7 protein-coding genes are annotated in these 16265 nt (G+C 65.2%); 4 read left to right on the top strand and 3 right to left on the bottom strand.

Annotated elements, in window-relative coordinates; genetic code table 11:
• Positions 1-9 precede the first annotated feature (9 nt).
• The gene (locus ACGFU6_RS34480) at positions 10-963 is read left to right on the top strand and encodes an alpha/beta fold hydrolase (protein ID WP_393616513.1); all 954 of its coding nucleotides are present in this window, start codon (positions 10-12) and stop codon (positions 961-963) included.
• 1606 nt (positions 964-2569) lie between these two features.
• On the opposite strand, the gene ACGFU6_RS34475 is transcribed toward ACGFU6_RS34480, so the two are convergent.
• From ACGFU6_RS34475 to ACGFU6_RS34465, 3 genes are all read right to left on the bottom strand, one after another.
• Positions 2570-3610 (bottom strand): hypothetical protein, encoded by a 1041-nt coding sequence (locus ACGFU6_RS34475; protein ID WP_393616512.1) that lies wholly within the window; start codon positions 3608-3610, stop codon positions 2570-2572.
• 125 nt (positions 3611-3735) lie between these two features.
• Positions 3736-7773: a hypothetical protein gene (locus ACGFU6_RS34470; protein ID WP_393616511.1), complete on the bottom strand. Its 4038-nt coding sequence runs from the start codon at positions 7771-7773 to the stop codon at positions 3736-3738.
• 126 nt (positions 7774-7899) lie between these two features.
• A complete protein-coding gene (locus ACGFU6_RS34465) occupies positions 7900-9927 on the bottom strand; it encodes a hypothetical protein (protein WP_393616510.1) in 2028 nt (675 codons plus the stop codon).
• Positions 9928-10192: 265 nt separating this feature from the next.
• Here ACGFU6_RS34465 and ACGFU6_RS34460 point away from each other — a divergent pair, with 265 nt between their 5' ends.
• From ACGFU6_RS34460 to ACGFU6_RS34450, 3 genes are all read left to right on the top strand, one after another.
• On the top strand, positions 10193-10954 hold the full coding sequence (locus ACGFU6_RS34460; RefSeq protein WP_393616509.1) for a hypothetical protein: 762 nt from the start codon (positions 10193-10195) through the stop codon (positions 10952-10954).
• Positions 10955-11098: 144 nt separating this feature from the next.
• Positions 11099-11488 carry a hypothetical protein gene (locus ACGFU6_RS34455; protein WP_393616508.1) on the top strand — a complete coding sequence of 130 codons (390 nt, stop codon included), beginning with the start codon at positions 11099-11101 and terminating at the stop codon, positions 11486-11488.
• A 276-nt stretch (positions 11489-11764) separates the two neighbouring features.
• Positions 11765-16264 carry an AAA domain-containing protein gene (locus tag ACGFU6_RS34450; RefSeq protein ID WP_393616507.1) on the top strand — a complete coding sequence of 1500 codons (4500 nt, stop codon included), beginning with the start codon at positions 11765-11767 and terminating at the stop codon, positions 16262-16264.
• The last annotated feature ends 1 nt before the right edge of the window (position 16265 follow it).

Here is a 16265-nt window from a genome sequence, read left to right as displayed (position 1 = left end):
TGGCCCACCGTGTCCGATGCCAGGACCCGTAACCGTCCCCCGGCCGACGTCGGCCGATACGTGAACGACGCCTTGCGCGACCGGTACTTCGAGGCCTGCGACGCGCTGTACGCGCTGGGCGCCCCCGTGCGCTCGGAGCTCGACGTGGAGACCCGCTTCGGGACGACCCACGTGTACCGGTACGGCCCCACGGACCCCGCCGCCGCGTCCCGCACCCCGGTCGTCCTGGTGCACGGGGCCGGCTCCTGCTCCGCCATGTGGTACCCGAACACCGCAGCCCTCAGCGCCGAACGCCCGGTCTACGCGATCGACACCCCCGGCGACCCGGGGCGCAGCGTGCAGCGCGCTCCCATCCACCGGCCCGAACTCGCCGCGCAGTGGCTGGACGAGGCGCTGTCCGGCCTGGGCCTGGACCGCGTACATCTCATCGGCTCCTCGTACGGCGGCTGGCTCACCCTGAACCAGGCCCATCTCCGCCCCGGCCGCCTCGTGTCGGCCACCCTGCTGGACCCGGGCGGGCTGGAGAGGGTCGGCCTCCGCTTCTTCGCCTGGATCATCATTAGCCTCCTCGCGACCTCCGCCCCCAAGGCCCTGCGCCCCCGCCTGGCGGCCTGGCTGGCACAACCGGTGCTGGTCGTGCCGGAACTGCGCGCGATGATCAGGACGAGCGTCCGCGCCTACCGCGTACGCCGCCCGGCCCCGCTGCCCCTCGCCGAGGACGCACTGCGCACCATCCGTACGCCGCTCTACCTGCTGCTGGGCAAGCGGAGCCTGCTGGTGCACCCGCGCCGCCAGGTGGAGCGCGTACCGCGCCTGGTGCCGACTGCGACGGCCGAGATCATCGGCGCCACCGGACACGGACCACAGATCGACCACGCCGACGAGGTCAACGAGCGGATACTGGCCTTCCTGGCCAGGACGGACGCCGCCACAGCCACTGCCACGGGTGCCGACGCCGACTGACCCGCCCGGCCGGCGGGCGGGCGGGGGAGGAGGAGGGGTGGGGCGGAATCATCCCCCGGATCCCCGATTGGCTCGAACAGGCCCCTGCTCGACCGCCGCTCACGAACCACCAGCGCCCCCAGCCCCGGCTACGGCCGGTGGACTGGGAGGCTTTGGTGAGCGAGGCTCTGTGTCCAGCGCGTGAGCTCACGTAGGAGACCGTGCCGAGAGCAGGAAACAACGATGAAGGACCAGGCTGGGCGTGTGCCTTGACCCGGCCCTTCTTGGTGTCTGCTCCGGCAGACGCAATGGCCCGGCAGGATTCGAACCCGCGACACTTGCTTGAGCAGTTCGGTCGGGCGGATCTGACAGCGCATTTTGCCGTGCAAGGACCAGCCTCTCGCGACCGCCCAACGCCAGCCCTGTCTGATGTCGTTGATGTCAGATGGTGATGTCAGGCGCCGCACGTGGTCTTGACAACGGCTGCGCGCTCCTCGCTGAGTCGCCCCATGGGTTCCCGCATCTCCCCGTGACCGTATCGGGGACGCGACGGACACGCTCAATCGCCGGCCGGTCGATCTTCTTGACTGCGAGGAAGGGTTGCGCGAGGAAGGGTCGATCGGATGGACCACACAGCCACGAGCTGGGCGAGCCCGATAGGCACGCCGTCCCATGGCTGCGGCAACGTGGATTGAAGCCACCTGGTCCCCACGCAGATCAGTACGAGGACCAGGATCAGCAAAGGGCGCCGGACAATGTGCCTGACTATCGAGATGAACGACGCGCCGAACTGGCTCAGTCTCCCCAGCTTCATGTCCCGGGACTGTAGCGCCGCTTCCTCCGCCTTCACCACATACGCCAACCCGCCACTTGCCCCAGCTCCCATCCCGTCCGCCCTGAACCACGACCGCTCGGCTTTGCCTGGGGCGAAGGTCGTCGGGATGGGAGCCCACCACGCTCACCACGAATCCCCCGGCACTCGCGAACGGCGCCCCTCCCATTCCGGAATCTGAGCGCCCCCGCCGGAGGCATCGTCTTGAAGCCGTGGCTTGGTTCTCGGCTCATGCCCACGGGCCCATCCAGTGGGGTGAGTTCGCTCCGGGGTCCATGGTGGTTCAGCGTGCGGGGAATGCCGAGGGGGCAGGACTGAGTCGCGGGTGTCGGAGCGAAGCGTCATGGACTGGGCGGCTGATCAAGAGCGGCCCCGTCGTGAGCGGTCGTCGCCATTGCTGTCAGCTGTAGATGCCAAAGACCCCGGACCATGATCGGTCCGGGGTCTTTGCGCTTGTGCCCCCGGCAGGATTCGAACCTGCGACACCCGCTTTAGGAGTGGGATCGAATCCTTGCCGGGTAGTGCCCGAGCCTGCCGCGTGGTGCTGTCCAGCCTGGTCAGCGCCACGCGGCTTCGTACTCGGTCCTGCTCGTGACGCGTGGTGTCGGACCGTCCGCTCACGCATCGCGCACGCATGGAAGAGGTGTGAGGTCTCGCTGCCTCGGCGACGGCCGAAGGGCATATCTTGGCCGCCACCGACGACTGCCAGGGCCCGGAGGACCAACTGGGCGGCACCTGCGATTGAGGGTTGCGGTCGCTCGGTGCTGGTCGGAGGAGACAGAGGGCTGCCGTGCGTCAGGCGGGATCGTGTTCCTTCCAGGCCAGCACCTGGGCCGTTTCCAGGGGCCAAAGGTGGTCTCTGTTCTTGTCGGGGCGTCGAGTCTCGGCCCCCTGCACGTACTGCTCATGCCAGCGCAACTGTTCCCGGTGGAGCCCGGGGCGGGACAAGCGTCCGATGGCGGGATGACAGGCCGCGATCACCTGCGCGAGGACGAGTGTGGTCTCGGCGTCACATGAGGGATCACCGGGGCGGTCGTGCGGGATGCCGTACCACTCGGCGACCGCTTCTAGGGTGCGCCCACCGGGGCGGAATGGTTCGGCGTGTCGGTCCAGGACCAGCGGGTCGCAGATTGGCGACAATCCGTTGGCCAGGCGCTGGGACAATGGTGTGAGTCCATGCCGGAGCAGTTCGGTCTCCAACATAGTGAGCACGAACGGAGCGTGCCAGACCACTAGCGGTTCCTTGGCTGCCAAATGTTCGGCTAGCGCAGTCGCCAGTTCTTCCAATGCCTGGGAGGCAGGCTTCCCGCAGGCACGTGCGTGCTCCACCGAAATGCTGTGATTTTTGCGAGGTGCGACGGAGACAGGGCCGGAACCAGGGGCAATGAGCCAGGACTGGTCCGTTCCGTCGGTAATGCGCACGACCGCGCTGAGAATGCGGTCGACGCCGTAGCGGTTGCCAGTTGTCGCGATGTCTAGGGCCATGAGACGGCGTCGATGCCAGCCCGGATGGTGGCGGCGGGGCGGCGGCGCCGGCTCACGGACGTGTTCGCGGTGGTAGACGTCCCATCCGCCGAAGCCGGTATTCACGAGCACTCCGAGCCCTGCCGAAACGATCGATCCGCAGCCCTCGCACTCTCCGTCTCTCTGGTTGGAGCGCAATGCGGAGGCATCCGATGTGGTGCCGTCCGTGTCGGGTGTCGGTGCATGAGCCGGGTGGTAGACCACCCAGTCGCCCCACACGCTCCGGAGCAGCACGCCAGCCTCGGCCGCGACTTCCGCACCGCACCGGGCGCAGCGGCCAGCGTATTGGTTAGCCCGTACCGAACTGTTCACTACCTCACCTCGATGGTGATCTAACACCGGAGTAGAGCGTGGTACATGCTTCTTGGATCGACATGAGTAGGGCACTGACCCGGCGCGATGTCGTCGTGGCCGGCAAGCATTGGGCAGTGTCGGATTCATGGTGTTCCACCGTTGGGTCCGGCGAGGAGTCGCGCAGCACGATCGGGATCGAGGTCCCATTGCAGGGTGACCGTCGTCACGCTGTCCAACAGTTGGTAGTCGTCCGTTGGATGACCGGTGATGCCTTGAGCGATCGACGTCGCGAAGTTCGTTACGTCCGCATCTCGGAGAGCTGAGTCCTCAGCGAACTCGGCCTCCACCCTGCGAGCGAGGGAGTTGAGGAAGTCCATGACCTCGTCGATGACCGTGTCCACGGGGCGGAGTCTCGTGATGGTGCGGTGCGCCTGCTGGAACTGCCCCGCGGCTTGATCCGCGATGCTCTGGTGCAGAGCATGGGGCTCTCGCAGAGCCGTCAGATACGCCAGGCCGGAGAGAGTCTGGAGAGACTGGTGCGCACCGATAACGGCATCGGTGAGAGGAGTCGGATGGACCCCAGGTAGTGCCCTGCTCCAGGCATCAAAGAGGTCGATTCCAGGCCACAACGTCGTCTGGAGTTGGCGCGCGAGAAGCCTGATCGGTCTGCCGTCGACGAAGGGCACGAGCAGGACTGCACTGCGATTGCCCTGCGGCACGAGATGGTGACGCATCAGAGCGCTCAGCTGTTCCAGCGCTGCTGGCCATCGAGTGAGCTCGTCCAGCTCCACGCCTACCGCCAACTCAGTGGCAGGCCAGTACGTCGCGTCGGCAGCCGGGAGCGGCCGAGCGTAGACCTGAACAGAGAGCCCTGCGGCCTCGGCATCTGCCTGAAACCTGTGCTGGGCGGCGACTGCTCGTGCGTCGGCGGTTCTGCTGGCGAGTTCTGCCGCCCGGGCGAGCGCGCGCGTGGAAGGCCCGGACCGCGCTGCCGTCCTGAGTTTCCTCTCGTCCAGGGTGCCCCAGGCCAATTCCGCCAGGACCGCGTACAGGTCGGCAAGGGATTCTTCCAACCGATCAAGGACGGCTGGTGGTTCTTGACCGATCAGGTGCCAGCGCTCCTGGTCCCGCACGTTGGTCACGCAGTCCCGCAGGGTGTCGCGGACGTAGCAGGCCAATGCTCCGCGTTGCTGTGGGTCGATGATTCGCCGTGTGAGGTTGTCCGCGATTCCGTCCACGAGATGTTGGAGGTTATCCACCCCACCGCCTGGAGCAGCGTCGTCGGCGGACATCGCAGACAGGGAGGCGGTGTCGACTGGCAATGTGAGAGCTGCGGCCTGCTCGCCCAACGCCGCTTGCGCCGCAAGAAGTTTGGCGATGTCCTGAGGACGGCTGCGTCCGGTACACCAAATCCGGGTGAGATCCGTCAGGTACTTGTACAGCATGGGAAGCATGGTGCTTCCCGCAGATGCCCGACTCGTCCAGTCACCGGTTCCGGCCGCAGTCGTGGCTATCAGGGCCTGTGCGCGAACCCACGCCATCTGGACCGGTGCACGGTCGTTTTGGCGTGATATGCGGATGATTCCACTCGTGAAGTCGCCGAAGGTCAGAGGGATCCCGCCGGGCAATAGATTCTGGACGTCCTCGCTTTCGCAGTGCGGAAGACAGCGAAGCAGGATTTGGCCGAACGCCCGGGTCGACGGTTCCATATCCGGCTGAGCCAGATCGGACACGTGCAGCAAACGGGCGTACGCAACCGGACTACCATCTCGCTCCACCACGGACAGCTCGGTGATCCACGGGAAATGGGACCTGAGCCTTGTCAGGACGGCTTTCTCTCCGCCTACGAGCTCAAGCAAACCCACGGCCAGGGGCAATGACACCGCTCGCGCTGCCGTGAGGAGGTCTCCCAGCATCTCGACCGATGCGTCGGCCAGCAAACGGGCGAACGGGGAGCTCGTGAGTGCCGACGGCCAGCCTGTGAGGTCGAGATTGATTCCAATGAGCACCGCCAGGAACCGCTGAGCCTCAGCCGGCTCCCCGCACAGCGCTAGACCTCGCACCAACGCGGACGTTCCCAAACGCTCGGCCAACACGTCACGTAGAGGCGAGTCGAGTGGGCCATTCGTGGAGATTTCGGCCATGGCCAGGGCGATCTCGGGTTTCAGGTTGGGCAGTGGATCCCCGCCCAGCAGGGCCAATTGCAGGAGGGTACGACGAAGAGCGGGCGCCACCTCGTGCCGGTCGAGGATGCGCGCCCAGTCAGCGGCATATCGGCCGAAGTCAACCAGCCGCAGTGCCTGGAGAGCACCAGCCGTCGCAACCACCCCGGGCCTGTGTCCGAGCTCGATCGCGATCTGCTGCAGTACGACGGAGTCCAGGCTGGGACGTTCGCTGAGAACGCTCGCCACAAACGGCTGGAGTTGCGCGTCCGTCAGTATCCGCATCACGGCGATGACAGTCTCGCCCAACATCGGCGGCGGCACCGCATGCACAGCATCAGCCAGCCTGCCAGAACGCAGTTGATGAAGCCCGGACAGGTGTCCCGTCTGCTCATGAACGAGATGCTCGTCGACCAGCCGGGACAGTGCCACTCGCAGTTCTACGTCATCGATGCCAAGTTGCCGCTGGAGCGCCCGGATCGAGAGGTTGGCACCCCACCGATGGGCTACTGAAACCCTGGCCAGGATTTCGATCTCCGTCTGTCGTCCTTCGATAACCCGTCGGTCAATCTGCTCCGACAGAACATCCGAAAGCCGCTGTCCCCGCGTAAGGAGGTGGGTGAACTCCAGAGTCAATCCACCCGCTGCTTCGTACGCCTCCTGCCAGTGTGCGGCTTTCGTGACCCCGGACGCGGACAACCCGGCGTAGAGCTGCTGGGCGACCTCTTCATCGAGCGTGACCGTGATCCGGGTGCAGTCGGCCCGGCTGCGAAGCAGTAGCAAATCCTCGCTCCGAGCCGAGCCCAAAAGCAGGACGCCGGAAATGGGCGCGAGTTCACGGTGCAGGGCGTCCCACGCCTCTGCCGCTCCTATCCCGATGCTGTCTACCACGAATCCGACCGGTGAGCGTGTCGAGGGCTTCAACGCTCTAGCGAGTCGTACCAGCGAGGGGACGTTTTCGTTCCGCAAGAGCCTGACCCGATACCAGAGGACGTGCCTGGTCACGTAGGCGGCCGTCCACATAATCGTCGACTTGCCGACCCCTGACGGGCCGGTGACGAGGATGCTCTCCCCGCGGTCGATCGCCTTCGCGACCTGACCAGTCAGAGTCGGCCTGGGGGCGGGCAGCCCGGCAGCAATGTGGCCGGGCTGCACATCGATGCCTTCGAAGAAGCCGGTCGGCCGAAGCGGCCGGTCGAAGTCCACGGGCTCGCAGATGCCCGCAGCCAGCGCTTCTTCCAGCGATGCGCGATCGATGATTTCCGCGACTTCCTGCGCGATGCTCTCGATGCTCGTCCGGCTGAGCCCGGCCGCCTTCGCCAGGCTCATCTCCGCATTGATGTCAGCGTGGCCCGCCACAGCGTCGCGCAAGGCCAGCACGACCGGCTCCGCTGCTGTCGGCAGCAGCCCGAATCGTTGCACCACTGCGGTACAGGTCTCATCCGCCGCGATACGCCACGGCAGCACGTAGAGGCTGACAGTGGCGCACCAAGCGTCGATCTCCTCCCTTCTCAGACCGGCCTGAGTAGCCTTCGTGTCGAGTTCGCGCAGCACCGGATGATCCGTCGAAAGATCACTCAATGGGCTGCCCCATTGGCTAAACCACTCACCGTTCACAGGGCGTTCAAGAACGAGCACAGGTCGACCGGCCACTTCCGCCTGTTCACGCTTCGCGTGTGCCTTTGTCATGGTGATGAGATGCTCGGCAACGTCGGAAGCGGTGAAGTCACCGACCCGTTCCTGACGTGACTTCACCTGGACGTGCCAGGGCGTCTGGCCTTCACAGGAGAGGTCTTCAAACCCTTCGGGAACGATGCGATCGACGACGAGACCGCCGGACAGTACGCGGCCGCACAGCCACGCTCCGACGGCGTCCTGGTAGTGGAAGCCGCGGCCGGCCCGTGCGCCCGAGCGCGTCTTCGTCCACAGGTACCCTGCGGGTTCGTTACCCGGATCGTTCTGTTGCGTAGGCGCGGCGGGCCGCAGTCGTCCTCGCTGCCGTTGGTTCTTGCTGGCCATGCAGGAAGCATGACAGTTCAGTCGGATAGCCGAGGCGAATTATCCAGGCGGGCTCTGCACAGAGGGACCTCTGGAGGCGGAAAAGATCACGCGGGGACATTAAGCGCGGCTGCAGTCCTCGACCGATCAGCCCTGCGTTGGCGTGGCACCTAGATGGAGCCACTGGCGTCCCAGCCCCTCCAGTCGCTGAAGCACAGTATGAGCGGTAGCGATTGCTCGGTATCCGCGACTCGACCTCTCCACGACCGCGAGACGCGCTGATGCCAGAAAGGCGAGTGTGCTCGTCACCTCGTCCGCGTCCACGCGCTCCCCACGAGTACGAAGTTCACGCCTGAGGTCGGTTACTTCGAGCCATGCACCTTCGTGCAGCGGATCTCCGGCTTCGAGGAGGAGGATGTCGAGCAGAACACGTTCAAGCTGAGCGTGACGAAGCTGATCCTGTCGAGCTTGGCAAAGCAGGTCGTCGCGCTGGTCGGCAGGCATAGCAGGGTCGATGAGTGGGTGAAGAGAGGCGGGGGTGAGAGGGGTGAGCGCCTGCGCCCGGACGGCTTCGGCCAGAGTGCCGGTATAGACAAGGGCGATTGAGGGATCGTCGTCGGCTTCTTCCTGCAGCCTGGGATCGAAGCCAGGTCCGACGAGCAGGGTGAGCTCGGCACCGACTTTGGCTCGATGGAGCGGAAGACGTGAGAGGGACTGATGGACGACGCGCCCCTTGGCAGACGTCTTGGCTTCGACGGTGAGGACGCGACGGTACACGCCCACGCCAATACGGACCACGCCGTCGGCATGACCCTGACCGCCGATGTGATGTCCTGGCATGCCGAGGTAGGAGAGGGCCGCGATGATTGCCCGCTCTAGGCGCTCGGGAGATGAACTCTCGTATGCTGCCGACTCAATTTCCGTAGCCAGCGCTTCACCATGCGCAGCAGCTGCTTTCAGCTCGGGCATAACGGCGGTCTCTGGAGGCACCGTTGAGTCCAGCGGGGACATGCACGGGGTGGCCGCCCGGAAGGCGCGGCCCAGAGCCGTGACACGGTATGTGGTCCACGAAGACTTGGCCACCAGGCCGCAGGCCAACAGCAGATCCAGACGGGCCTTGACCGCGGTGGCGTGCAGTTGGCGATTGCGAGAGGGCGTATACACATGTGCCCGATCGGCAAGGCCGGCGGCGGTCGCAGTGGTCACGTTATCGAGTTCGTGCAGGATCTCCGCGAAGTAGAGGATGTGGCCTTGAATGATCCGGGCCAGGTCGAGGGGCTCGTTGCTTACCACCCAAGCGGCGCCTGCCTCCGTGGCCGCCCAACTGGTTGACGAATCACGGCGAATCAGGCCCAGTGCTTTGGCCGCTTCCCGGGCACTCTTCGCACTCGATGGGGTCTTGATGCCTGGGAATGCCTCTTGGAGCAGGGCGGTGAACGCATTGTCAGTGATGGAGGGGATGACTGCCTCCGTAAGGAGTCGCAGCGCCTCCAGCCGACCATCGTTGTCCTGTCGTCCCGGCACGTAGAGGACTGAAGCGTGAGGGCGGTCTTGCAGGGCTTGCTGATTGAGCCGCTCGAGCAGCATGGCCACGGCTGGCGGGGGTGTCGGTAGGTCGCTCGGCTCGTCGTCGATCTCCTGAGTGCCAGGGACGAGTAGAGGATGGATTCGCTGCCCCGTTGCGGTCAGATGCACCTGTCCGTCGAACAGATCGGCCAAGCCGAGGGCCCGCAGCCAGTTCGTCCGGTCGCGGACCGGAGTAGGTGAGTCCCACGGGAGCCCGAAGCGTCGTGCAGTGTCCACCAACTCTTGGTGTGTTGCAGGCTGCTCGGCCAGTGCTCCCATCAGTTCCCCGATGAACCGGACATGCCGGTGGAAGATGCCGATCAGATCGCACGGATCGCCGCTCTCCAACCACTGTAGAGCTGACGCGGTTGGCAGGAACCGGCCTTCTGCCCTGCTCAGCACACCTGCTCGGACGAGTTCCGGCAGTATGCGACTGGAAGCCCGGCCCTCTACGGGAAGCGTGGAGTCGTGAGTTCGACCATCTGCCGATTTATGCAGACCGCTGATCAAGTTGCGCAGCTGGCTTTCCCACCCCGATACCGAGCCAGACATCTTGGGAACTGAGCTCGTACGCAACGACCAGGCGAGCGGGTAAATCATTTGCCCCATGGAGCGGGACAATATTTACAGTGCTGAAACCAAAGGGAGGATGATTGCAAATTGTGTCAGATTGATCAAGTAGTTCCCTTTGTGGCTATTTCTGAACGTTTTTCGCCATTTCTGATCGGTTATCGGCTGGGCAGGTAGGCCGGTCAGTGCGGACTGCATCGTGGACGCTTGAATGCCTACTGGAGGACAGGGGGTCGGCCGGGAGGAGGTTCCGTGCTTCGGGAAATCTCCGCGCCCTCGTTGCTCGTCCTTCATGCTGACGGGCATGCACCCTCGTGACAAAGAGATATGGCTGGCGATAAACCAGGGCGTCCGGGCGATCGACTGGGAGGCGTGGTTCGGTTGCCCGGAGGGCGCCGACTACTTCTCGCGCGCAGGCCACGAGGTGACCGCACGTGCGGTGGCCGGGCTCACCGCGTTCCTTGGCAGCGGTTGGCTGCCAAGGGCCGTGACCCCCTCCCCTGCCTCGGGCCGGGCGAGCGACACTTTCGTCGGTCTGGGCCGGGCCGCCCCAGTACTCCAGATCATGAAAGGCGCCGAGCAGGGAGCATGGGTGGAAGCGGTCCGGTGGTGGGCTGCGTACGCGCTTCTGGAGGAAGCAGGGGTGCCTGGCCTTGCCTCGGTTAGGCGGGATGTCCGACGCGATATCACCCTGTCGCGGTTCCTACACACCCAGACGCAGGCCCGGCTCGCGCTCATGGGGGTGTCCCGGGGACTCCCGGTCGAGCTGGAGCCGACGAAAGCCAGCGGCGGTCCCGGCGATATCCGAATCGGTCCGGTCTTCATCGAGGTCGTGACCTTCGCCGAGGACCAGAAGCTCCAGGATTACGAGAAGTTCCGCCAGAACTGCCGAGTCCACCTCCTTACCCTGGACAGGGACCGCGACATCCACTGGGAAGGCGACTCCCCGAACTCCTCAACGGCGACGACTTCGAGACGTGGAAGAAGCGGACCGAGGAGGCCGCTCAACAGTGCGCGGACTTGGAGACTGCGGTTGAGGTTCTCAGTAACGCCGGGAGGCGGCTGACCGTCCACCCCGGAAATGCGCCCCAAGGCACCACCTTGACCGGGGAGACCGTGGAGAGCGACCAAGGCAGGCGGCTGCTAGGCAAGGTGCGGGGCAAATGCCACAAGACGGCAGGGGCAGGCACCGCGTGGATTTGGCTTTCCGATGCCCTTCGCTGCAATGTCCCTCCCGGCCAAGACTGACGCGCTCGCGGATCTGTTCGGGCCGCTCTTGGAGGAGTACGTCCATGTCGCCGGAATCATCGTGTCGAACGCGGCCCGCCGACGCCTACCGCTCCCGCTGGACGAGGACGCGCTGCGCCCTGCTGCACAGGGCTTCCAACGGGGCCTGCCCCTCGACCGGATCCGCGAGACGATCGTGATCCCCCGGAAGATACTTCTGCCTGATCAGACGAACCTGATCGCCAGAATGTGCGATGCCGAAGCTGCTGTACTCGACTGGGCCCTGCTGAGACTCGATGTCCCCGGGGGTGTGAGGTCGCTGCTGGCGGATTGGTCGACGACGCGCCAGGTTTCCCCGCTGTGGACGCCCTGAGCCGGCCTCGGCGGTAAAGGTGTGTGGAGTCACCTAACCCAGTACTAAGCACCCGAGAGCAAGCTGGCTAACGACTGGCCGGGTTACAGCCAACTTTCGCGGAATGCGGCTTGTTCACGTCGTTACTCGCCGGTCTCTGTTGATGAAACCGCTCCTTTCTCGCATCCTGGAAGGCTTTCCGTCGAGCCATGACCTGGGGGATAGGTGTCTCATAACTCTGCTCTGCGTGCGAACAATCCAGAGGCGGTCCACCGCACGCGCCAACTTATCGAATATATGCGCGAAATTGTTCGCGGGTCGTATAAGCCGGTGCGGGACTGCCAGAAGTATCCGGAGGTCCTCTGGCTCTCCAGCCTGCCGGACGACAGGCTGCGGAGGCACCCGGACGGCGACCGGCTGCTGCTCAAGGTGCCACACCGCCCGCCAAGGCCGGCTCCTGCGCTGCCCGAGGTGCTGGTGGGGTGGGTCGACCCCGAGGCCGCCACTACTGCGACGCCCGAAGCGCCACCGCTAGCCGAGTCGGGTCCGGGGCAGGGGTGGCAGGAGGACGAGAACGGAGACCTGTTCGAGGTTTCCGAAATCCTCCGGGAGGAAGCACACGAAGTGCTGCGGGCCTACTCGCGATGGCTCGATGCGTGGCGTAAGTGGTCGGAAAAGGAGCGCGTCGACCGGCCGTATCGGGAACTTCATCAGCAGCTGTACCGAATGGTGACCAGAATTCAGCAGGACGGTGAGGAATACGAGGCTGTGCTGGGTGCCGGATTCCTGAATATCGGATCTGCGCGTCCGTCGGCGCGGATAGCCCGGCACATCCTGACGGCGCCGCTGGCACTCGCTATGAATTCCACCAATATGACCATCACCGTCGCTCTCACGCCTGGCGACCCTGCACGGCTGGAGGACAGCGATTTCCTCGGCGCGGACGAGGGATACAGCACACGGCTACTGAGCCCGCTGCGGGACCGTGTCGACGCGGACGGCTTCCATCCGCTGTCCCGTGACTCCCAGGATGCGCTTGCTGATTGGTCGGAGAGGGCGTTTGGTACCGATCGCGTGGTGGCGTTCCACCATGGCTGGGGCCGCCCGCCCGCCGACCCGGTGCTGCCGGTGCCCACACTCGGATTCACGCCGGCGATCATTCTCCGTCAGCGGGGCCAGGGCGCCCTCGTGAACTTCTACGATGGCATCGCGAACCGCCTCGCCCGGCCTGGTGCAATCGCGCCCCTGGGGCTGGCTCAGTTGTTGTACCAGCTGGAAGCAGAGGACCGCAGGGTGTGGGGCACGGCGGGTGACCGGGACGTGCCCCCCGCCCTCGGCCCCGACCCGCTGTTTCCGCTGCTGTCGAACGAAGCCCAGCGGGAGGTGCTAAGGCGCCTTCAGACCGATACTGGCGTCGTCGTTCAAGGGCCGCCCGGCACGGGAAAGACGCACACCATCGCCAATCTCGTCTGTGCCTTGTTGGCAGACGGCAAGAGGGTGCTCGTGACGAGCGAGAAGAGCCAGGCGCTGAAGGTCCTGCGGCAACAACTGCCAGCCGAACTGCGCAGCCTATGTGTCCTCCAGGGCGGCCGGCGCGAGGACGGCAGTGGAGACCTTGAGCAGTCCGTGCGCGCACTCTCCCAGCTCAGTGCCACTCAGTCGACGGAGCGTCTCGACGTACGTATCAAGGGCCATGAGTCGCTGCGCTCGAAGCTGTCCGACACCCGCGCGCGGCTTCGGGACGAACTCCGCACTGTTCGTGAGGCGGAGTGGTACGAACACCTCGATGTGGCACCCGGTTACGGAGGGCGGCTCGCGGAGATCGTGGAGACCGTCGCTGCTGGTGCACCGAAGTACGACTGGATGCCCACCCTGCCCGCATCGGCACCCCGAGAACCTTCGCTTAGCGAGGACGAGGCCCAGCGCCTACTAGGGCTAGTGGCCCGGCATGGCGCTGAGGTGCTGGAAGAGCATGCCGCTCGCTGCCCGGACCCCGCAGACTTTGTGGCTCCCGTGTTGTTCGAAGAGGCGGTCAGCACCTTGGACGCAGCGGTGCGCTCCTGCGCCGAAGCATCATCCGACACGCTGTCCGTCGAACTCGCGAATCAGGGGCCCGATCTGATCACGACGTTGGTAGAGCTTCTGGATGCAGCTGAGCACGCACTCCAGAGTGAAGGGCTACCAGGTGAGCCAGCGGCGTGGTTGCCGGGCGAATGGACCACGCGTGCCCTGCGGGACGGTATGGCCGGCCAGCGTAGCCAGTTGTGGGACGCAGTGCGCCGGTCGGCCGCACGCGCTGAGGAGGTGCAGAGCGCGCTGCAGCGAAATCCCTTTGCCGTGCTCGACGTACCTGACGTGGCGCTCGCCGAGGAGTCGCGCCTTATCGCCGCTGGGAGGGACCTCGAACAGTTCCTGCGAGGTGGCGGCAAGCTGCGGAAATTGGTGCCGAAGCCGGTCCAGAAGGAAGCCCAAGTTTTGCTTCAAGGTTGCCGAGTGGACGGGCGACTGCCCACTACGCCGGAGGAGATTTCCGCACTCGTGGCTCACCTGGCCGCACACCAGTGCGTTCGGCAGCTGAACGAGCGCTGGCAGAGTGTCGGCGCACCTGCCGTCGAGGGTTCCACGGAGGTCGCTCTGTCGGAGCTGCTGGACCGGGTGCCGACGCTCCGTGCGGTGGACGGGTTCACTCAGTCCGTGCGTACGCTGCACGACGTTCTACTCAAGGCCCGAATCAAGGCCACAGTGCGGACGGCGCAGCAGTGGGACGACGTCCGTACATCGGCGAACTGTGCGGGACTGCTGCTGGAGGCCCGAGCGGCGGAGGAGAGGCTCCGGTCGATCGGCGAGCAGCTGCCGCGACCCGATGCCCACGGAGTGGCTGAGCTGGCGGAGGTGCACCGAGCCGTCACCACCCGTGATCCGCAAGCGTACGTGGCCGCGATCGAGTCACTGACCGAGGCATTCCATCGCGAGGCCGATCGCCGGGAGGCCCGCAGACTCCTGGACCGACTGTCCGGGGATCACCCCGAACTGTCCCGTCGCTTTGCCGAGTCCCCGACTGATGAGGCTTGGGAGAGCCGCCTCGTGCACTTGGACGGTGCCTGGGCATGGCGGCGTGCGCGTACCTTCCAGGACACGATGCTGACACCTGGCAGGGAACCCAAGCTGGAGGGGGAGCTGGAAGCGGTCGAGGCGCAGTTGAAGAGCACGGTGACCCAACTGGCGGCCGACAGGGCGCTGTACCACTGCTTGGACCGGATGACGGCCGGCCAGAAGCAGGCGCTGAGTGCCTACGCGTCGGCCACGGCGAACGCCGGCAGGGGAATGACGGCACTCGGCAAACGGCATCTTAAAGCGGCTCGTTCCGCGATGCGTGACGCACGTGACGCGGTGCCGGCGTGGGTTATGCCGATAAAGCAAGTAGCCGAAATGATCGACCCCGAACCGGACGCGTTTGATGTCGTCATCGTGGACGAGGCAAGCCAGGTCGGTTTGGACGGCCTGATGCTGCTGTGGCTCGCTCCGAGGGTCATCGTCGTGGGTGACGACAAGCAGTGTGTTCCGTTCTACACGGGCGGTAAGCACGAGCGCTTCAACGAACTCCTCGACTCACTCCTGCCCCATCTCACCGACTGGCAGCGGGACGGGCTCAGCCCCAAGTCGAACCTCTACGACCTGCTGTCCGCGCGATTCAGCGAGACGATCCGACTCACCGAGCACTTCCGATGCATGCCAGAGATCATCAAGTGGTCCTCCGCTCAGTTTTATCCCGACAACGAACTCGTACCCCTGCGGCAGTACGGAGCGGACCGGCTGCGGCCCCTCGAAGTCGTCCACGTCCATGAAGGCCACTGCGAAGGACGGCGAGAGACGCTGATCAACAGGCCCGAGGCTGAGCGCATCGTCGCCAAGTTGCAGGAAATCGCAGAGGACGAGGCGTACGCGAAAAAGAGTCTCGGAGTGATCGTGCTCCGTTCCGGACACCAGACACGGCTGCTGGAGAATCTCATCGACACACGGATCGACTCCGCGGTCCAGGAGCGGCACAACATGCGTGTGGGCACGGCCGAACAGTTTCAGGGGGACGAACGGGACGTCATCCTGCTCTCTCTGGTAGTCGATGCTGACAACACTCGGGCCCTGACTGGCCAGGGCGACGGAAGGCGATTTAATGTGGCCGCCAGCCGGGCCCGTGACCAGATGTGGCTGTTCACTTCCGTCACGCCGGACCAGTTGCGCAGCAAGGACCTGCGCCACTCCCTGCTCACCTATATGCAGGCGCCGCCGGAACTCCAGGGAAGCTCTCCCGGCCTTTCCACGGTGTCACCCGACGAACGATGCGAACCGTTCGACTCTCTGTTTGAGCAGCGGGTATTTCGCAGGATCAAAGAAAACGGCTACCACGTCGTTCCCCAGTGGAAGGCCAGCGGCAAACGTATCGACCTCGTCGTCGTCGGAGAGACGGGGCGCCTCGCCGTGGAGTGCGACGGCAGCCCGTATCACTCCTCCCCCGACCAGATCCGTGACGACTACGAGCGAGAGCGGGAACTGCGGCGGGCAGGCTGGCAGTTTTGGCGTGTCCGGAGTAGCGAGTTCGCTCTGTCTCCCGAGGATTCGCTAGCGCCGCTGTGGAAGCGCCTTGATGCTCTGGGCATCCGGCCCGGGGTCATCGAGCAGACCCAGGGCGAATCGGCGAGCACATGGGTCCCGGTCGAGGTGGACGATGCCGACCTCACCGCCGATGAACTCGACGCCATGCTCGATGAGGATGCGTCCGTCCATCTAGAAGGAGTCTGAT

Source organism: Streptomyces sp. NPDC048462, from assembly GCF_043200175.1.
In the GTDB taxonomy this organism is placed as follows: domain Bacteria; phylum Actinomycetota; class Actinomycetes; order Streptomycetales; family Streptomycetaceae; genus Streptomyces.
The sequence above is the reverse complement of the archived record's forward strand: the minus strand, read 5'-3'. Positions and strand labels throughout refer to the sequence as shown.